Source organism: Pseudomonas pergaminensis, assembly GCF_024112395.2.
Lineage (GTDB): Bacteria > Pseudomonadota > Gammaproteobacteria > Pseudomonadales > Pseudomonadaceae > Aquipseudomonas > Aquipseudomonas pergaminensis.
Window position 1 is genome coordinate 817,926 of record NZ_CP078013.2, and the last position, 18,686, is coordinate 836,611.

An 18,686-nucleotide genomic window follows, 5' to 3' on the forward strand; every position below is an offset into this window, starting at 1 on the left:
AATAGTCTGGGCGAAGGTGTATCAGGGTTTACCGTCTATCGGGTCGATATCCGCCAGTTCGGCCTCATCCAACCCAGTACCCCCGCCAATTTCATCTTCATCGACGATGCTCAGGTCGTAATCCGCCGGGTTATCCTCGCCTTCTTCACGGGCATCGCGAGCACCATCCTCACGGATCAACGTTTCCGGGCTTAAATCATCATCAGTCGGCTCGTGATCATCTGTGGACGCGCCGGTGAGACCTGCTTCACGCACCCGTTCGTCGGGCATTCGGTGTTCACGTTCGCGACGAGGGATCTCATCGCCGATCTCCGCCGTCGGTTCTTCTTCGTCAAAATCCAGTTCGCGCATCGAGCCCATGCGGTCCTCATTGTCATCTATGGGTTCAGGCTGCGTAGCGCCGTAGGGACGTCGTGATTCAGTCATGGCCAATCCTCATACTGTGGGGCTTATAGTGTGTGGACAGGCTGGGCGGCCCAAAGATTCAAGCTAATTCACGCTTGTTATTCACCGGCAGGGCGTGACCTGGACGTGGGGTTGTCAGTCACAAAACTGCGCATCATTCCTGAGGCTTTCCCTGATGAACGAACTACAAGACCTGCTTGATAACAACGAACGCTGGGCGGACGCGATCAAACAGGAAGATCCCGAATTCTTCGCCAAGCTCGCCCGCCAGCAAACCCCGGAATACCTGTGGATCGGCTGTTCCGACGCACGGGTACCGGCCAATGAGATCGTCGGCATGCTGCCCGGTGATCTGTTCGTACACCGTAACGTGGCCAACGTGGTGCTGCACACCGACCTCAACTGCCTGTCGGTGATCCAGTACGCAGTGGACGTGCTCAAGGTCAAACACATCCTGGTCACCGGCCACTATGGCTGTGGCGGCGTGCGCGCGTCGATGCAAGACCGTCAGTTCGGCCTGATCGATGGCTGGTTGCGCACCATTCGTGACCTCTACTACGAAAACCGCGACGTGTTGGCCCAGCTGCCGACGGAAGAAGAGCGCGTCGACCGCCTGTGCGAGTTGAACGTGATCCAGCAAGTGGCCAACGTCGGTCACACCAGCATTGTGCAAAACGCCTGGCACCGTGGGCAGAGCCTGTCGATCCATGGCTGCATCTACGGCATCAAGGATGGCCGCTGGAAGAGCTTGAACACCACCATCAGTGGTTTCGAGCAGTTGCCGCCGCAATATCGCCTGCGCCCGCTGGGTGAAGCCTAAGGGCGTTTGCGCTCGCGCCACTGGGCCATGAACGCCTGGCCCTCGGCGCTTAGCAGCTCGTCGTGACCGGTAATCCAGCCCCGGCAGTTCAGCTCGCCGCATTGGCAAGCGAACTGCCGGAACAGCACGTCTTCGGTCATGGTGTAATCCATGCTCAGCAGCTCGCCTGGACGGATGTCCCGCAGGGTCCAGACCTCCAGATAGTGCAGGTCGAGAAACACATTCGGTTTGCATGAATGTGAAAACAGGCCACTGAACCAACAGTCGTAGAGGTGGGTGCGCGACGATAGCTGCAAGGTGTGCAGGCGTCGCTCGTTCAGGGCATAGCCGGAGATTTTGGCGATGCACACACGGCTGTCAAAGGCCGTGCGTGCCTTGATTCCGACCCCCACGCCTTCAATATTCTGCACCACTTCGAATTGCTCGACCGAAGGGTAGCCCGGTCCGAGCGTGGACTTGAAAGGGTAAAGGCAGTCACTCACAGCAGTTTTAGCCTTATCCATGGCCTGAGTTTTCATAACTCTCCTGGTTTAGGCTGCATCGACCTGCGGGTGGTGTCTGACTACCGGTCTTGCAGCTGATGAACGCCGCTCAAGACTCGCTGAAGATGGTGCCGATTTCTACTGTCAATGTTGACAGTAGAAATCGACGGTTTTTTGTGCGAATTACAACGCCGGGGCCGCAATGGCTGGGGTGGGGGCGGCATTCTTGAGTTGCTTCAACTGCGTCTTGATGGCGGGCGTGGCGCATTTTGCGTTTGCCTCTTCCGGGGACAAGTTGCGCACCGAGGTATAAAACAACTCACAGGTCTGCTCCTTGCGTGTGACTTGCCAGGTGTTCATGCATGCCTTGAGCAATACATTCGGATCGCTTGCTGGTTTCTGGCCCATCCCGGCCTGCCAGCATGCGGCGCTCAGATCCTGGCCCATCACCTTCAAACCGGCCTCATCGGCTTTCTGCTCGTTACCGTCGTAGGTGTCGGGGCTTGCGGCATACCAAATGTAACTTGGGTGGTTAGCGCCCAGCACCGACACGCTTTGGCCCGGTGTCGGGCTGATCTGCGCCAGGCTCAGCACGTTCACGGTCTGCCCGTATTGTTGCTTGATCCAGCTGCGCACCGGCGCGCCGAACGCAACCATGGGCAAAGCGCCTTTGGCCGACAGGCTCAGTTCCTGGACCATGCGCGTCTGGTAATCGGTGAAATAGCTGTAGACGGTTTCCAGGTCCTTGCCTGCGTTGGATGGCGCGGCAATGGGCGCGATATCGATGATGGTCTGGTAAGCCGGGGTTTCGGTGGCCGGGATGCCGTTATCCGTGAGCAAGGTGGCCCAGCGGTCGGTGGTGGCCGATTCCAGGTAATCCTGGGCCTGGGTCAGGGAATAATCCGGCGGGAAATGCAGCAGCTCGATGCTTTTTCGGTTTTCCAGGGCCATGCCCAGCGGCAGGAACAGGTACCAGTTATAGGCCCACTTGCCATCGCTGTTGAGCTTGCTGGCGCCCTGGTAGGCCAGATCGGCGGTATTGAGCAACGTGGTCAGGGGTTGGCCATAGCTCTCCGGTACCCCGCTGAACGTGGCGGATACTTGCCCGTCACGGGTCTTGACGCTGACTTTCGCCCGACTGTATCCATCCCGTTGCAGGCTCTGGTTCAGATAGTGCTCGGCAGTCTGTTCCAGCGTCCATGGCCGAAAGCAGATCACGTTGCAGTTATTGGGGTAGGCGAACAGTTGGGTCACACGCTGCGTGTTCCCCAGCGGCACCTCGATGTCGGCCTGTACGACCGCACTCGCCATCAGTGCGGCCAGGGTGAAGGACAGCCTGGTCGGTTTAAACATGATTGTTTCCTTGTCAGCGAAAGCCCGTCTGCGCGGGATGAAAGCCCACCTCCACACAGTAGCGGCTGACCAGGAAAGCCGCGCACTAAATCACCCGGCGTGTCGCTATTGGATAAGAAAACCTACAGGTTGAATTGCAAGGCATTGCTCAAGTCACCCATGGGCTTCTGGCCACGGGCGATCATGGCGTCATCCCGCTGCTTGAGGCCGTCCAGGGTCTCCAGCTGGAACACCCGGGTGATCAACCGCAGGATCGAGGCAGTGTCGTACACCGTATGGTCCACCGTGCCTTTGCGTGCGAACGGTGACACCACAATCGCCGGGACCCGTGTGCCCGGTCCCCAGCGGTCGCCCTTGGGTGGGGCCACGTGGTCCCACCAGCCGCCGTTTTCATCGACGGTCACCACCACCACCATGTTTTTCCACTGCGGGCTCTCTTGCAGCACTTTCAGGGCGCGGGCGATATGGCGGTCGCCAGAGGCCACGTCGGCATAACCGGCGTGCATGTTCAGGTTGCCTTGAGGCTTGTAGAAGGTCACCGCGGGCAGTTTGCCGGCTTGGGCGTCGGCGAAGAACTTGTTGGTGCTCGACTCATCCCCCAAGCCACCATCGCGCAGGCGCTTGTCACGCTCGGCGCGATTTTCCGGACCCTGCTGCTTGAAGTAGTTGAATGGCTGGTGGTGATACTGGAAGTTCGGAATCTTCGGAATGCCGCCCGAGTCCTTGAACTGGTCCAAGGTGGCTTGCCACGCGCCGGCGTACCAGGCCCAGTCGACATTCTTTTTCGACAGCTTGTCACCGATGTGCTCGTGGGTTTGTGGCACCAGCACGTTGGGCAGGTCGGGTTTGGAGTAATCCGGGTTTTCCGGGTCGCGGATCCAGGTCGGCCAGTAAGGCGGCGCCAGGGTGTTCACGCCGTAACCGTCCGGGGTCAACGCACTAGGGCCGAACTGTGGCGGGCCGGTCATCGCGCTGGCCGGGGACTTGTCCAGCGGCTTGAGGCGCGGGTCGGTGGGGTCATCGCTTTGCAGCGTGGCGATCTGCGCCTTGGCCACCGATTGCGCGGCATTCGGGTAAAACGGTGCGGTGGCGCTGATCAGGTATTGATGGTTGAGGAACGAGCCACCGAACGCACCCTGGAAGAAGTTATCGCACAGCACAAACTCCTTGGCGACGTCCCACAGGCGCAGGGAGTACCGGCTCTGGGCGTAGTGGCCCATCACCAGGCCACCGGAGTCCGCCCAGGCAACGAAACCGTCGTTCTTGCCGCCATTGATCTGCATCTGGTTCTGGTAGAACACGTGCCACAAATCGCGGGTGACCAGGCTCAGGGGCAGGTCTTCGCCGTTGGGCCCCTTGAGGGCGAACGGCGCGTTGGGCAGGTTTTCCTGGAATTGCACCTCGCTGGGGTAGGTCACCCCGTCCACCGTTTGCGGGCCGACTTGCAACACGCCGCCCCAGGTGGGAGGCAGGGTGGACAGCACACTGCCGTCGCGGTCGCGTTGCTGGACGTCAGCGACAGAAAGGGCCGACAGTGGTTTCTCTACACCGGGGAAATCTGCAAACAAATTGTTGAAGCTGCGGTTCTCGGCATAGATCACCACCACGGTTTTCACCTGGTCGTGCAAGGCCTTGTCCAGCTCTTGCGGCGTCAGTGGCCGCGCCACCGGCTTGCCCGGTACTTCGCCGGTATTGCCGCAGGCACTCAGGGTCGCACCGATCCCCAACACCGCCGCGCCTCCCAGGAAACGCCGACGGCTGGTGTCTACGGGCGGTTGGTCGGCGGAATCGGGGGTAGGGCGGTCTTCGTGCTCGTCACTCATTGCGGGGAGTCCTTGGCGAGTTGTTGCAAGATATTTCGCAGGACGGTAGCAACGGAATGTGACGGAACGAAGACAGCGATTTGAATCGGAGGATTACAGCAGACGCAGTGCCAACTGGCTGCCTGCACGCAGGTACTCCACCTGAGCCGTCACCGCATCTTTGACGATGGCCTCGCCCGTATCGGTCAGCTTGGCCTTTTTTGCATCGATCACGCTGGTCTGCAATAACTGCATGGTCACGTCGATCGATTTTTGAAAGGCGGTCACGTTGTTGTGCTGGCCGAACTCTTTGATAACGGCCGCCATGCGGCGATCGGCATCGTCTCGCAAGGCCCTGTACTCAGTGAACGACACGTTGCCGTCCTGGTAAATATCAGTGATCAACTCTTCCAGTGATTTGGATAGGGGCGTCATCGGAGTTTCCTTGGTGCTAGGTGAGTAGGAGTCCGAGTCAGGTTAATCAAAGGTGTTGGCGAGAGGAGTCGGGGGTTGCCGTTGTCTGGAGTAGGACAACCCCACGCGTTGCATCAGAAGGTGCTTTTAAGGCATCACCGGCGGCAAATACGTCAACGTCGTCCCCAGCGCCCACAGCAGGAACAACACCAGCGGGGTGTGCACCAGCAACTGCACGAACGAGAACCCGATCAAGTCCCGCGCCTTCAAGCCCAGCACCCCTAGCAACGGCAGCATGTAGAACGGGTTGATCAGGTTCGGCAGCGCTTCGGCTGCGTTGTAGATCTGCACCGACCAGCCCAGGTGGTATTGCAGGTCATTGGCCACCTGCATCACATACGGTGCTTCGATAATCCACTTGCCGCCGCCCGACGGGATAAAGAAGCCCAGCACTGCCGAGTACACACCCATCAGCAGCGCGTAGGTGTCGTGAGAGGCGATGGAGGTGAAGAAGGTCGAGATATGGTGCGCCAGGGTCTGGCCGTCACCGCCCTTGACCACGGTCATCAGCGCGGCGATCGAGCCGTACAGCGGGAACTGGATCAGTACGCCAGTGGTGGTCGGAACGGCACGGGCCACTGCATCGAGGAAGCTGCGCGGGCGCCAGTGCAGCAGGGCACCGGTCATGATGAACAGGAAGTTATAGGTGTTCAGCCCCGAGATCGCGCTGATCGCCGGCTTGGTCGAAAACTCATGGAACAGCCAGCCAGCCGCCAGCAGCGCCAGCAGGATAGTCAGCAACGGGCTGTGTTCCAGCCATTCACCCGGGCGGGTGGGAGCTTGCAGCTTGGGCAGGTTGAAGGCCGGGTCGACCCCGCAAGCCATGGCATCGCGGGCGCTGTTCGGGCCGGGGGCGGTGGCGTAGGCGATGATCAGCGACACCACGATCAACGCCAGCAAGAGCACGCCGGATTGCCACAGGAAAATGGTATCGGTGAAGGGGATCACCCCCGTGATCGACAGAATCGACGGTGGCAAGCTGGCCGGGTTGGCCTGCAACTGCGCGGCCGACGACGACAACCCCAGCGCCCACACAGCGCCAAGGCCCAGATAGGCCGCAGCCCCGGCCGCGCGATAATCCATGCGCAAATCAGTGCGACGCGCCAATGCCCGTACCAGCAAACCGCCAAATACCAGGGACAGGCCCCAGTTCAACAATGAGGCGACCATCGAGATCAAGGCCACCCAAGCCACGGCGGAGCGGCCGTTCTTGGGGATACGCGCCAGACGGTCGATCAGTTTCACCGCAGGCGGCGAACTGGCGACCACATACCCACCAATCACCACGAAGGCCATCTGCATGGTGAATGGAATCAGGCTCCAGAACCCATCGCCGAAGGCTTTGGCCGCTTCGGTCGGCGCGGCACCCATGCCCAGGGTTGCCACGGCGACGATGATCACGGCGAGGGCGGCAAACACCCAGGAGTCTGGAAACCAGCGTTCGGCGAAGTTGGAACAGCGCAGGGCAAATCGAGCATAGCGGCTTTCTTCGATAGCATCGGCCACGAGTCTTTCCTCTTGTATTTATTATGGTGTTGGCAGTTTTACGGCATGTTCCGCTACGGCCATTGATATGGGAATGCAGTTATCTTCATCGATCCATGAGGAAAACAAATATATCTGCCGTGATTGCCTTCAATGGGCTCAACTCATAACCTGCACGCCATTTTGTTTGTCTGCCGAGCCATCACATGACTGCCACCTTTTCCCCACAGGCGCAGCGTTTTTCCCGCTCCGACTACAAAACCCTGGGCCTGGCCGCCCTGGGCGGTGCCCTGGAAATCTACGACTTCATTATCTTCGTGTTTTTCGCGCTGACCTTAAGCCAACTGTTCTTCCCGCCGGAAATGCCCGAGTGGCTGCGCCTGTTGCAGAGCTTTGGCATTTTCGTCACCGGCTACCTGGCACGCCCGTTGGGCGGCATCCTGATGGCGCACTTTGCCGATCACCTGGGGCGCAAGCGCGTGTTCAGCCTGAGTATCCTGATGATGGCCTTGCCCTGCCTGCTCATCGGGATCATGCCCACCTATGCGCAAATCGGTTATTTCGCCCCGCTGATCCTGCTGGCGCTGCGCGTGCTGCAAGGCGCCGCAGTGGGCGGTGAAGTGCCCAGCGCCTGGACCTTCGTCGCCGAGCACGCACCCACCCACCATCGCGGCTATGCCTTGGGGTTCCTGCAAGCCGGACTGACCTTCGGCTACCTGCTCGGCGCGCTTACCGCGACCCTGCTGGCGCAAGTTTTCACCCCAGCCGAAATCCTCGACTATGCCTGGCGGCTCCCCTTCCTGCTTGGCGGCGTATTCGGTGTGATCGGCGTGTGGCTGCGCCGCTGGCTCAGCGAAACCCCGGTATTCCTCGAAATGCAGGCTCGCCGCCAGGCCGCTGCCGAACTGCCACTGCGCACCGTGCTGCGCGACCATCGTGCCGTGCTGCTGCCTGCGATGATCCTCACCTGCGTGCTCACCTCTGGTGTGGTGGTGCTGGTGGTCATCACCCCGACCATGATGCAGAAAACCTTCGGCATGAGCCCCAGCCACACCTTCGCCTTGAGCGCCCTGGGCATCGTGTTCCTGAATATCGGCTGCGTACTGGCCGGCTTGCTGGTCGACCGCATTGGCGCCTGGCGCGCGGTGCTGGTCTACAGCCTGCTGCTGCCGGTGGGGGTCGGCATTTTATACGCCAGCCTGATCAACGGCGGCGTCTGGCTGGGGGCGGCGTATGCCCTGGCGGGACTCAGTTGTGGCGTGGTGGGCGCGGTACCTTCGGTGATGGTCGGCCTGTTTCCGGCGCACGTGCGGGTGTCAGGGATATCCTTCACCTACAACATTGCCTACGCGCTGTGGGCCAGTACGACACCGCTGCTGCTGATTGCACTGATGCCGACCCGCCCGTGGATTTGCGTGGGGTATTGCGTAGTGATGGGGGCGGTGGGCGTGGTGAGTGTGGCGCTGTTTGGAAAGCGCCACACCTTGGCTGCCTAGTTTCAGGTCAAGAAGTGCCACATCAACAACGTACCCACCAACCCCACGACTGACACGATGGTCTGCAGCACCGACCACACCCAGATCGTCTGCTTCAGCTGCAGGCCAAAGTACTCACGCACCATCCAGAACCCGGCGTCGTTAACGTGGCAGAAGAACACCGAGCCGGCGCCGATCGCCAGTGCTACCAGTGAACTCTGTGTCGCGGCCAGGCCCGCCATCATCGGTGCGAGGATGCCGGCGGTCGTGGTGGTGGCGACGGTGGCCGAGCCGGTGGCCTGGCGCAGCGCAACTGCAATCAGCCACGCGAGTAGCAGGTAGGGCATGTGTGCGCCTTCGGCGACCTTGCTGATGGTCTGGCTGACGCCGGCGTCCAACAGGGTCTGCTTGAGGCCGCCGCCGGCGCCGATGGTCAGCAGCAACACGGCGATGGGGGCGAGGGCTTTGCGCAGGGTGTTGCCAACGTCCGCACGCGGCATGCCGGCGGCCCAGCCCAGGCAGATCACGGCGGCAATCACGGCCAGGCCGAGGGCGATCAACGGCTCGCCGAGGAACTTCAAGGTCAGGCCGACGGTGCTTTCGGCTGGCAACGCGACCTTGGCCAGGGTGCTGCCCAGCATCAGAATCACCGGCAACAGAATAATCAGCAGCGACACGCCGAAACCCGGCTGGCGCGGCGCCTTGGGTGGCGCACTGAACAGCGCGCCAATGTCGGCTGGTTCATCCACATGCAGGCGCTTGGACAGCCAGTTGCCGTAGATCGGGCCCGCCAGGATCACCGCCGGCACCGCCAGGCAGAAGCCCAGCAACATGGTCAGGCCCAGGTCCGCATGCAACGCGCCCACTGCAATCAGCGGCCCTGGATGCGGTGGCATCAGGGCGTGCAGGGTGGTCATGCCCGCCAGTGCCGGGATGGCGATTTTCAGCAGCGGCTGGTTCGACCGTTTAGCCATCACAAAGATGATCGGCACCATCATCACCAGGCCCACTTCGAAGAACAGCGGCAAGCCGATCACCATGGCTACCAGCGCCATTACCCACGGCAATGACTTGCCCTTGCCCAGCCCGAGCAGGGTGGTGGCAATACGGTCGGCCGCGCCGGATTCGGCCATCAGTGCGCCGAGCATCGAGCCCAGGGCGATGATAATCCCCGCTTCACCGAGGATCGCCCCGGCGCCTTTGCTGAACGCCTTGGCCACCTCTTCTGGCGGCAGGCCGGCGCCGACTCCGGCGATAAAGGTGCCAATCAGGATCGACAGGAACGGTGGCAACTTGGTCGCGCTGATCAGCACAATGATGCTGGCGATGGCCAGCAGTACACAGAACATAAGGCGGGTGTCGTGAACCATCCACGCGGCAGTCGATAACTCCAAAACGGGACTCCTTATCGAACAGGTTGGGAAATATGTTTCTTTTTGTTTCCTGCTCGAAAAGCATACCTGATACAACTGTTCCAGAGCGTTCATGTGCACTTTTGGTGCGATCAAAAATTAACGCCGGGCTGGCGCCACAATGACAATCCTGCAACCTGGAGCGGGGGATTTGGCCTATCGCTCTATGATTGCGCACCACTGACCATCACGAGGATTTTCCATGAGCGCAGGACACAGCCACGCCCAAGTACGCGCCGGCCACGAACGTCTGTTATGGATCGCCCTGGGGCTGACGGGCAGTTTCATGATTGCCGAAGTCATTGGCGCTTTCGTCACCGGCAGCCTGGCGCTGCTGTCCGACGCCGCCCACATGATGACCGACGCCCTGGCGCTGGCGATTTCCCTGGTGGCGATCCAGGTTGCGAAACGCCCGGCTGATCGTAAGCGCACCTTCGGCTATGCGCGTTTCGAAATCCTCGCCGCGGCATTCAATGCGTTGCTGCTGTTCGTCGTTGCGTTCTACATCCTCTACGAGGCGTACCAGCGCCTGCAGGCGCCCGCCGAGATACAGTCCACCGGCATGCTGGTGATCGCCGTGCTGGGGCTGATCGTCAACCTGATTTCCATGCGCCTGCTGAGCGCCGCCAGCGGCGAAAGCCTGAATGTGAAGGGCGCCTACCTGGAGGTCTGGAGCGATATGCTTGGCTCCATCGGTGTGATCATCGCGGCGCTGGTGATCCTGTACACAGGCTGGGGCTGGGTCGACTCGCTGGTCGCGGCGGCCATTGGTTTCTGGGTGTTGCCCCGTACCTGGACGTTGCTCAAGGACAGCATGAATGTGCTGCTGCAAGGGGTGCCGGACGGTATTGATATCGACCAGGTGGAGCAGGCTATTCGCGGTGTGCGTGGGGTCAAGGATGTACACGACCTGCATATCTGGGCGCTCACCAGCGGCAAGAATGTGCTGAGCACCCACCTGGTGGCGGATTCGGCGCTCAGTACGGAACCACAAATCCTCACCGCGGTGACGGAACTGCTGCATGAGCAATTCGATATTTCCCACGCGACCATCCAGATCGAAGGCGACGGTTTTGCGCATGACGAACATGACGACGTGCATGCCTGACCCTGTCTAACGGATTTGTAATGTTCTGCACACCGCTCTGATAAGTACCGAAAGCTACAGTGCCCCGGCTTGGATTTATCCGCCATTTCATGGGCCTGGAACTCTCGTTATGCCAATTCGTGCAAGAACATTTCTGTGGTCGGTCGTCGTGTTTCTGGCGACGGCGCAAGGGGTCGGTGCACAACCCCTGACCCTCGACGCTGCCCTGCAAACCGCCTTCGCCAACAACCCTGACCTGGCGGCCGCGCAATGGGAAATCGACATCGCCCAAGGCGCACGTCAACAGGCCGGCCTGATCCCCAACCCGGTGGCTTCCTGGGATGCTGAAGACACGCGGCGCAACTCTCGTACCACCTCCATCAAGCTCAGCCAAACCCTGGAACTGGGCGGCAAGCGCGGCGCGCGCATCGACGTCGCCACCCGTGCCCAGGACGCTGCCGCGCTGACGTTGGAACAGCGCCGCAACCTTCTGCGCGCGGACGTCATCGACAGCTATTACGGTGCCTTGCGCGCCCAGGAACGCCTCGACCTGGCACAGCGCTCCATGGCGGTGGCCGAGCGTGGACTGGTCGTCGCCAACGGTCGCGTCACGGCGGGCAAAACCTCGCCGGTGGAAGCGACGCGCGCGCAGGTGCAATCGTCGGAAATACGCCTGGAGTTGAACCGTGCACAGATAGGCCTCACCGATGCCTATCGCCGCCTGGCCGCCAGCACCGGCAGCGCCGTGCCGGACTTCCAGGCCGTCGCCTCGCAAAACCAATTCCCACCGTCCTTGCCGCCAGCCGTACAGTTGCTCGATCGTCTTGAGCGAACCGTTGAACTGCGCCTGGCCGAACTGAACATTCTGCAAAACGAAGCCAGCGTGGGCCTGGAAAAAGCCCAGCGCATTCCCGACCTCGACGTGTCCATCGGCAGCCAATACGACGCCAGCGTGCGCGAGCGCGTGAACCTGGTGGGCGTGTCGATGCCGATCCCGCTGTTCAACCGCAATCAGGGCAACGTGCTGGCGGCCACGCGCCGCGCCGACCAGGCTCGCGACCTGCGCAACGCCGCCGAACTGCGCCTGCGCACCGAAACCCGGCAAGCCCTCGACCTGTGGCAAACCGCGAATACCGAAGTGCGCGCCTTCAACCAGCAGATCCTGCCTGCGGCTCAACTGGCGGTGGACAGCGCCACTCGCGGTTTCGAGATGGGCAAGTTCAGCTTCCTCGATGTGCTTGACGCCCAGCGCACCCTGATCGCAGCCCGCACCCAATACCTCACGGCCACCGCCCAGGCCACCGACGCCTGGGTGCGCATCGAACGGATCTACGGCGACCTCGCCCGGTTTTGATTTTTCCTGGAGTCCTTTATGAACAACACACATGGCGTGGCGCTTGCCGTCGCCTTGAGCCTGATGCTGTCCAGCTTCGCGATGGCCGATGAAGAAGAAGGCGAACTTGAACTCACCGAGCAGCAGATTCAGGCCGCCGGCATTCAGATCGCCCAGGCTCAACCTCGTGCGATCAGCACGCTGCTGGTGCTGCCGGGGGAAGTACGCTTCGACGAAGACCGCACCTCCCACATCGTCCCGCGTGCGGCGGGTGTGGTGGAGGCCGTCAAGGTCAACCTGGGCCAGTCGGTGAAGCAGGGTGAGTTGTTGGCGGTGATCGCCAGCCAGCAGATTTCCGATCAGCGCAGCGAATTGGCCGCCAGTGAGCGCCGGGTCGAACTGGCCCGCACCACCTTCCAGCGAGAGCGTCAACTGTGGCAGGACAAAATCTCCGCCGAGCAGGATTACCTGCTGGCTCGCCAGGCCCTGCAAGAAGCCGAAATCGCCCTGAACAACGCCCGCCAGAAGATGACGGCTTTGAGTGGCAGTGCAGTGTTGGTGGGTGGCAATCGCTATGAACTGCGTGCGCCCTTTGCCGGTGTGGTGGTGGAAAAACACCTGGGCGTTGGCGAAGTGGTGAGTGAAACCACCAACGCCTTTACGCTCTCGGACCTGTCCCAGGTGTGGGTGACTTTCGGCGTGTTTCCCAAGGACTTGAACAAGGTACGGGTGGGCAAGCCGGTGACCGTCAGCTCCACGGAAATGGGCACCGACGTGCGCGGCACCGTGGCCTATGTCGGCAACCTGCTCGGCGAGCAGACGCGCACCGCCACCGTGCGCGTGAGCGTGCCCAACCCCGATGACGCCTGGCGCCCTGGTTTGTTTGTCAGCGTGCAACTGGCCACGGACACGTTCCAGGCCAAGGTCACCGTACCCCAAGAGGCGATCCAGACTGTCGAGGACAAACCCTCGGTGTTTGTGCGCACCGAACACGGGTTCGTCACCCGTCACCTGGAACTCGGCGCGAGCGAAAACGGCTACGTCGAAGTACGCCAGGGCCTGGATGCCGGGGCGCAGGTGGCCACGGTCGGCAGCTTCATCCTCAAGTCTGAACTGGGCAAAGGCTCGGCCGAGCACGCCCATTGATCCTGCGAGTGATTCCCCATGTTTGAGCGCCTTATCCAATTTGCCATCGAGCAGCGCATCATCGTGTTGCTGGCAGTGCTGTTGATGGCCGGTGTCGGCATCGCCAGCTACCAGAAGTTACCCATCGACGCGGTGCCCGACATCACCAACGTGCAGGTGCAGATCAACTCGGCGGCGGCCGGTTTTTCGCCGCTGGAAACCGAACAGCGCATCACCTTTCCCATTGAAACAGCCATGGCCGGCTTGCCCGGTTTGCAGCAGACCCGTTCGCTGTCGCGGTCCGGTCTGTCCCAGGTGACGGTGATTTTCAAGGACGGCACCGACCTGTTCTTCGCCCGCCAATTGGTCAATGAGCGCCTGCAGGTGGCGCGCGAGCAATTACCCGTCGGCATCGAAACCGCGATGGGGCCGATTTCCACCGGCCTCGGAGAAATTTTCCTATGGACCGTGGAGGCCAAGGACGGCGCGCTAAAGGACGACGGCACGCCCTATACCCCGACCGATCTGCGGGTGATCCAGGACTGGATCATCAAGCCGCAACTGCGCAACGTGCCGGGCGTGGCCGAGATCAACACCATTGGCGGCTTTGCCAAGGAATACCAGATTGCGCCCGACCCCAAGCGCCTGGCCGCCTACAACCTGACCTTGAATGACCTGGTCACGGCGCTTGAACGTAACAACGCCAATGTCGGCGCCGGCTACATCGAGCGCAGCGGCGAGCAATTACTGATCCGTGCGCCGGGGCAATTGGCGTCCATTGAGGACATCGCCAATATTGTCATCACCAGCTCGGACGGTACGCCGATCCGCGTGCGCAACGTGGCCCAGGTCGAGATCGGGCGTGAGATGCGTACCGGCGCGGCCACGGAAAATGGCCGCGAAGTGGTGCTGGGCACGGTGTTCATGCTGATCGGCGAAAACAGCCGCAGCGTGTCCCAGGCGGTGGCGAAAAAACTCGAAGAGATCAACCGGTCGCTGCCCGAAGGCGTCGTCGCGGTCACCGTCTACGACCGCACCAACCTAGTCGAAAAAGCCATCGCCACCGTGAAGAAAAATCTCTTCGAAGGTGCATTGCTGGTGGTGGCGGTGCTGTTCCTGTTCCTCGGTAATATCCGCGCTGCGCTGATCACCGCGATGGTGATTCCGCTGGCGATGCTGTTCACCTTTACCGGGATGTTCACCAACAAGGTCAGCGCCAACTTGATGAGCCTTGGCGCGCTGGACTTCGGCATTATTGTTGACGGCGCGGTGGTGATCGTCGAGAACGCCATCCGCCGCCTGGCCCACGCGCAACAGCGCCATGGTCGCCTGCTGACCCGCAGCGAGCGCCTGCATGAAGTGTTCGCCGCCGCCAAGGAAGCGCGGCGCGCGCTGATCTTCGGGCAACTGATCATCATGGTGGTGTACCTGCCGATCTTTGCCCTCACCGGGGTGGCCGGGAAGATGTTCCACCCCATGGCATTTACCGTGGTGATCGCCCTGTTGGGCGCGATGATTCTGTCGGTGACCTTCGTGCCGGCGGCGATTGCGCTGTTCGTCACGGGCAAGGTCAAGGAAGAAGAAAACGTTGTCATGCGCAGCGCGCGCCGGGTCTATGCACCGGTGCTCGATTGGGTCATGACGCGTCGTCCGCTGGTATTCGGCCTCGCCGTGTTGACCATCGTCGCCTCGGGCGCTGTCGCCAGCCGCATGGGCAGCGAATTTATCCCCAGCCTCAGTGAAGGTGACTTCGCCCAGCAGGCCTTGCGCGTGCCGGGCACCAGCCTGACGCAATCGGTGCAGATGCAGCAGCAGCTGGAAAAAACCTTGATGGCCCAGGTGCCGGAAATCGAGCGGGTATTTGCGCGTACCGGCACTGCGGAAATTGCGTCCGACCCGATGCCGCCGAATATTTCCGACAGTTACGTGATGCTCAAGCCCAAGGACCAATGGCCTGATCCGAGCAAGTCCCGCGAGGCGCTGATTGCCGACATCCAGCGCGCCAGTGCGATTGTGCCGGGCAGTGCGTACGAGTTGTCGCAGCCGATCCAACTGCGTTTCAACGAGTTGATTTCCGGCGTACGCAGTGATGTGGCGGTGAAGGTATTCGGCGATGACATGGACGTGCTCAACAAGACCGCCGGGCAAATTGCCGAGACCTTGCAAAAGCTCAGTGGCGCCTCCGAAGTCAAGGTGGAACAAACCTCTGGCCTGCCGGTGCTGACCATCAATATCGACCGCGACAAGGCCGCGCGATTTGGCCTGAACGTGGGGGATGTGCAGGACACCATCGCCGTCGCTGTCGGAGGGCGTCAGGCCGGTACGTTGTATGAAGGCGATCGGCGCTTTGACATGGTGGTGCGTTTGTCCGACGCGCTGCGCACCGATATCGACGGGCTGTCGCGGCTGTTGATTCCGGTGCCGGGTAACGCGTCGGGTCAGTTGGGCTTTATCGCCTTGTCCCAGGTGGCGAGCCTGGACCTGGTGCTCGGGCCGAACCAGATCAGCCGCGAGAACGGCAAGCGCCTGGTGATCGTCAGTGCCAACGTGCGTGGGCGGGATATCGGCACATTCGTGGAAGAGGCCGAAGCCGCGCTCATCGCCCAGGTGAAAGTGCCGGCGGGCTACTGGACCTCGTGGGGCGGCCAGTTCGAACAATTGAAGGAGGCGTCCGACCGGCTGCGCATCGTGGTGCCGGTGGCGTTGTTGCTGGTGTTCGGCTTGCTGTTCATGATGTTCAACAACCTCAAGGACGGGCTGCTGGTGTTTACCGGCATTCCATTCGCCTTGACCGGTGGGATCATGGCGCTGTGGCTGCGCGATATTCCGCTGTCGATCTCGGCCGGGGTGGGTTTTATTGCCTTGTCCGGTGTGGCGGTGCTGAACGGGCTGGTGATGATCGCGTTCATCCGTAACCTGCGCGAGGAAGGGCGTTCGTTGTCGGTGGCCATCCACGAAGGTGCGTTGACCCGGTTGCGCCCGGTGCTGATGACGGCATTGGTGGCGTCCCTGGGGTTTATCCCCATGGCCCTCGCCACCGGCACCGGCGCCGAAGTGCAGCGGCCGCTGGCGACGGTGGTGATCGGCGGGATTATGTCGTCTACGTTGCTAACGTTGCTGGTGCTACCGGCGTTGTATCAGTGGGCGCATCGCAAGGAAGAGGAAATACCAGGCTGAACCGTGTAAACCGGCCCGGCTGGCTGCTGACGTCGGCGTGCCCCTGATGCAGGCGCATGATCGACTGCACAATCGCCAGCCCCAGGCCGGTGCCGCCTTCGGCCCGGGTGCGGCTGCTGTCGGCCCGGTAGAAACGTTCGAACAGGTGCGGCAGGTGATGGGCTTCGATGCCGCGCCCCGGATTGCCGACCGACAGCGACACGCTCTGGTCGTAGCTTTCCACCAGCAACAAAACACTGGAAGCCTCGGGGGTATGGCGAATGGCATTGGACAGCAGGTTGGAAATGGCGCGCTGGATCATTAGGCGATCCCCCATCACCCAGGCGTCGCCGCGCAGGCTCAGGGTAATGTGTTTGTCCTCGGCGCTGAGGGCGAACAGTTCCATCACCCGCCGGGCCTCCTGCGCCAATGACACCGGGGCAAACCCGGCGCGTGCGGCGGGGTGGCTGACCTGGGCCAGGAACAGCATGTCGGAAACGATTCGCGACAGGCGCTCCATTTCCTCGGTGCAGGATTCCAGGCCGGCCTTGTATTCCGCCGAGGGCCGTTCGCGGGACAAGGTCACCTGGGCCTTGCCCATCAGGTTGGTCAAGGGCGCGCGCAGTTCGTGGGCCAGGTTGTCGGAGAACTGCGACAGTTGCTGCACCCCGGCGTCGAGGCGATGCAGCATAACGTTGATGCCCTCGGCCAACTCGCCTAGCTCCTTGGGCAGGTTGTCCAGGGACAGGCGATGGGTCAGGTCTTGGGTACTGACTTTGGCTGCCACCCGGCTGAACTGCTGCAAGGGCGCGAGCCCGCGTTGCACCAGCCACCAGGCGCCCATGCCGATCAGGATCAGCAGCATCGGCAGCGCGATGACCGTGGAGCGCAGGTAGGCACTGAGCAACGCTTCATCATCGGAGCGGTCCAGCGACAGCAGCACACGCACGTACTCGCCCCCTTGCAGGGGCATCAGGCGCGTCGCACTGAGGATGCGATTGCCCTGGCTGTCGACCCAGTTCAGATAGGCCAGGTCTTTGCCGGTGGGCACATCGAGCAGCAGCGGTTGTTGGGGCTTGGCGCCGACGCTGAGGAGTACCGGTGCATCGCGCCGGGTACCGATGATGGTCAGGTAGATGTTGTCGTGGCCCATCACCAGGTCCAGCAGCGAATGGGGGCGGTTGGTGATGCGATGTTCATCGAGGCCTTGGCCGAGGGTATGGGCCAGTTGCTCCATTTTGTTTTCCAGGCCCTTGCGCGCCAGCTTGTCCAGTTCATGGGTCAGCGCCAGGAACGCCAGGGTCGCCAGCAGCACAACCAACCCGGCGCCCATCAGGCTGACCGTCAACCCCAGGCGCATCGACAGGCTGCTGGTCCTCATGGGCGCGCCTCCAGCACATAACCCACGCCGCGGATGGTATGGATCAACTTTACTTCGCTCTGGTCATCGACCTTGGCCCGCAGGCGGCTGATTGAAACCTCCACCACATTGGTGTCGCAGTCGAAGTTCATGTCCCACACCAGCGAGATGATTTGCGTGCGAGTCATCACCTCGCCGGCCTGGCGCATCAGCACATGCAGCAGGGCGAATTCCTTGGTGGTCAGGTCGATCCGGCGGTTGCCGCGATAGGCGCGATGCCGGCGCGGGTCCAGTTCCAGGTCCGAGACCCGCAGCACGTCCGGCACCGGGATGTGTTCGCTGCGTCGCAGCAGGGTACGCACCCTGGCCAGCAGCTCGGGAAACTCAAAGGGCTTGACCAGGTAATCATCGGCGCCCATGTCCAGACCCTTGATCTTGTCGGCGAGCCGCCCGCGTGCGGTCAGCATCATCACGCGCTGGTTGCCGTCGCGGCGCAGTTGCTCCAGCACTTCCCAACCGTCGGTGTTGGGCAAGTTGACGTCAAGGATTACCAATTCGTAGCTGTGTTGCCGGGCCAGGTGCAGGCCATCAATGCCGCTGGCGGCGCAATCGACGACATAACCGCTTTCGGTCAGGCCTTGCTGCAGGTAGTCGGCGGTTTTCTGCTCGTCCTCAACCACAAGGATACGCATGGGGAGTTACCTTCAAAGAAAACGAAAAGGGCATGGCCTCATAGCGAGGCGGGGTAGTCTGTAGGCCACGTCATCAAAAGCGCAGCCTGAACGGTGAAGTAGCTTTAGGGTCAAGCCACGTCAGGCGCGCGCGACGATTCGTCACAGAGCCTGCGCACAAAAAAAACGCCCCGGCTGGGGCGTAAAAATTCATCTCTGTTCCAAAGGAGCTACACAAAAGCTGCA

15 protein-coding genes are annotated in these 18,686 nt (G+C 61.5%); 6 read left to right on the plus strand and 9 right to left on the minus strand.

The window, feature by feature from the left end; genetic code table 11:
- Nucleotides 1-21 precede the first annotated feature (21 nt).
- A complete protein-coding gene (locus KUA23_RS03595) occupies nt 22-426 on the minus strand; it encodes a hypothetical protein (protein WP_028618685.1) in 405 nt (134 codons plus the stop codon).
- A gap of 154 nt (nt 427-580) precedes the next feature.
- Here KUA23_RS03595 and can point away from each other — a divergent pair, with 154 nt between their 5' ends.
- A complete protein-coding gene (gene can, locus KUA23_RS03600) occupies nt 581-1,225 on the plus strand; it encodes a carbonate dehydratase (RefSeq protein ID WP_025856499.1) in 645 nt (214 codons plus the stop codon).
- Here the strand turns inward: can and KUA23_RS03605 are convergent.
- From KUA23_RS03605 to KUA23_RS03625, 5 genes are all read right to left on the minus strand, one after another.
- On the minus strand, nt 1,222-1,743 hold the full coding sequence (locus tag KUA23_RS03605) for an SET domain-containing protein-lysine N-methyltransferase (protein WP_099493960.1): 522 nt from the start codon (nt 1,741-1,743) through the stop codon (nt 1,222-1,224). The genes can and KUA23_RS03605 overlap by 4 nt on opposite strands.
- A 147-nt stretch (nt 1,744-1,890) precedes the next feature.
- Nucleotides 1,891-3,060 (minus strand): hypothetical protein, encoded by a 1,170-nt coding sequence (locus KUA23_RS03610; RefSeq protein ID WP_078046736.1) that lies wholly within the window; start codon nt 3,058-3,060, stop codon nt 1,891-1,893.
- 122 nt (nt 3,061-3,182) lie between these two features.
- Nucleotides 3,183-4,883 carry an acid phosphatase gene (locus KUA23_RS03615; protein WP_252993456.1) on the minus strand — a complete coding sequence of 567 codons (1,701 nt, stop codon included), beginning with the start codon at nt 4,881-4,883 and terminating at the stop codon, nt 3,183-3,185.
- Nucleotides 4,884-4,976: 93 nt separating this feature from the next.
- Nucleotides 4,977-5,297, minus strand: a complete 321-nt coding sequence (locus KUA23_RS03620; protein ID WP_252993457.1) for a hypothetical protein — start codon at nt 5,295-5,297, stop codon at nt 4,977-4,979.
- A gap of 126 nt (nt 5,298-5,423) precedes the next feature.
- On the minus strand, nt 5,424-6,842 hold the full coding sequence (locus KUA23_RS03625; RefSeq protein ID WP_252993458.1) for a short-chain fatty acid transporter: 1,419 nt from the start codon (nt 6,840-6,842) through the stop codon (nt 5,424-5,426).
- 185 nt (nt 6,843-7,027) lie between these two features.
- Here KUA23_RS03625 and KUA23_RS03630 point away from each other — a divergent pair, with 185 nt between their 5' ends.
- Entirely contained in the window at nt 7,028-8,317 is a 1,290-nt protein-coding gene (locus KUA23_RS03630) for an MFS transporter (RefSeq protein WP_252993459.1), read from the plus strand.
- Nucleotides 8,318-8,319: 2 nt separating this feature from the next.
- Here the strand turns inward: KUA23_RS03630 and KUA23_RS03635 are convergent, their stop codons facing one another.
- The gene (locus KUA23_RS03635) at nt 8,320-9,690 is read right to left on the minus strand and encodes a GntT/GntP/DsdX family permease (RefSeq protein WP_078046741.1); all 1,371 of its coding nucleotides are present in this window, start codon (nt 9,688-9,690) and stop codon (nt 8,320-8,322) included.
- A 220-nt stretch (nt 9,691-9,910) separates the two neighbouring features.
- Here KUA23_RS03635 and KUA23_RS03640 point away from each other — a divergent pair, with 220 nt between their 5' ends.
- The 4 genes from KUA23_RS03640 (at nt 9,911) to KUA23_RS03655 (ending at nt 16,430) form a co-directional block, all read left to right on the plus strand.
- Complete coding sequence (locus KUA23_RS03640) at nt 9,911-10,816, plus strand: cation diffusion facilitator family transporter (protein WP_100491558.1); 906 nt, start codon at nt 9,911-9,913, stop codon at nt 10,814-10,816.
- 109 nt (nt 10,817-10,925) lie between these two features.
- Nucleotides 10,926-12,149, plus strand: a complete 1,224-nt coding sequence (locus tag KUA23_RS03645) for a TolC family protein (RefSeq protein ID WP_252993460.1) — start codon at nt 10,926-10,928, stop codon at nt 12,147-12,149.
- A gap of 18 nt (nt 12,150-12,167) precedes the next feature.
- Nucleotides 12,168-13,274 (plus strand): efflux RND transporter periplasmic adaptor subunit, encoded by a 1,107-nt coding sequence (locus tag KUA23_RS03650; RefSeq protein WP_078046744.1) that lies wholly within the window; start codon nt 12,168-12,170, stop codon nt 13,272-13,274.
- An 18-nt stretch (nt 13,275-13,292) separates the two neighbouring features.
- Entirely contained in the window at nt 13,293-16,430 is a 3,138-nt protein-coding gene (locus KUA23_RS03655; protein ID WP_252993461.1) for a CusA/CzcA family heavy metal efflux RND transporter, read from the plus strand.
- On the opposite strand, the gene KUA23_RS03660 is transcribed toward KUA23_RS03655, so the two are convergent.
- On the minus strand, nt 16,354-17,790 hold the full coding sequence (locus tag KUA23_RS03660) for a heavy metal sensor histidine kinase (protein WP_252993462.1): 1,437 nt from the start codon (nt 17,788-17,790) through the stop codon (nt 16,354-16,356). The two genes, KUA23_RS03655 and KUA23_RS03660, sit on opposite strands and share 77 nt — an antisense overlap.
- A complete protein-coding gene (locus tag KUA23_RS03665) occupies nt 17,787-18,461 on the minus strand; it encodes a heavy metal response regulator transcription factor (RefSeq protein WP_058423142.1) in 675 nt (224 codons plus the stop codon). The genes KUA23_RS03660 and KUA23_RS03665 overlap by 4 nt, the downstream gene beginning before the upstream one ends.
- Nucleotides 18,462-18,686: the final 225 nt, after the last annotated feature.

What these genes read in the sequence shown, in the direction of transcription:
- KUA23_RS03620 (WP_252993457.1), bottom strand. Translation starts at nt 5,297, where the DNA reads ATGACGCCCCTATCCAAATCACTGGAAGAGTTGATCACTGATATTTAC.
- can (WP_025856499.1), top strand. Translation starts at nt 581, where the DNA reads ATGAACGAACTACAAGACCTGCTTGATAACAACGAACGCTGGGCGGAC.
- KUA23_RS03615 (WP_252993456.1), bottom strand. Translation starts at nt 4,883, where the DNA reads ATGAGTGACGAGCACGAAGACCGCCCTACCCCCGATTCCGCCGACCAA.
- KUA23_RS03610 (WP_078046736.1), bottom strand. Translation starts at nt 3,060, where the DNA reads ATGTTTAAACCGACCAGGCTGTCCTTCACCCTGGCCGCACTGATGGCG.
- KUA23_RS03605 (WP_099493960.1), bottom strand. Translation starts at nt 1,743, where the DNA reads ATGAAAACTCAGGCCATGGATAAGGCTAAAACTGCTGTGAGTGACTGC.
- KUA23_RS03630 (WP_252993459.1), top strand. Translation starts at nt 7,028, where the DNA reads ATGACTGCCACCTTTTCCCCACAGGCGCAGCGTTTTTCCCGCTCCGAC.
- KUA23_RS03660 (WP_252993462.1), bottom strand. Translation starts at nt 17,790, where the DNA reads ATGAGGACCAGCAGCCTGTCGATGCGCCTGGGGTTGACGGTCAGCCTG.
- KUA23_RS03665 (WP_058423142.1), bottom strand. Translation starts at nt 18,461, where the DNA reads ATGCGTATCCTTGTGGTTGAGGACGAGCAGAAAACCGCCGACTACCTG.
- KUA23_RS03595 (WP_028618685.1), bottom strand. Translation starts at nt 426, where the DNA reads ATGACTGAATCACGACGTCCCTACGGCGCTACGCAGCCTGAACCCATA.
- KUA23_RS03645 (WP_252993460.1), top strand. Translation starts at nt 10,926, where the DNA reads ATGCCAATTCGTGCAAGAACATTTCTGTGGTCGGTCGTCGTGTTTCTG.
- KUA23_RS03640 (WP_100491558.1), top strand. Translation starts at nt 9,911, where the DNA reads ATGAGCGCAGGACACAGCCACGCCCAAGTACGCGCCGGCCACGAACGT.
- KUA23_RS03650 (WP_078046744.1), top strand. Translation starts at nt 12,168, where the DNA reads ATGAACAACACACATGGCGTGGCGCTTGCCGTCGCCTTGAGCCTGATG.
- KUA23_RS03655 (WP_252993461.1), top strand. Translation starts at nt 13,293, where the DNA reads ATGTTTGAGCGCCTTATCCAATTTGCCATCGAGCAGCGCATCATCGTG.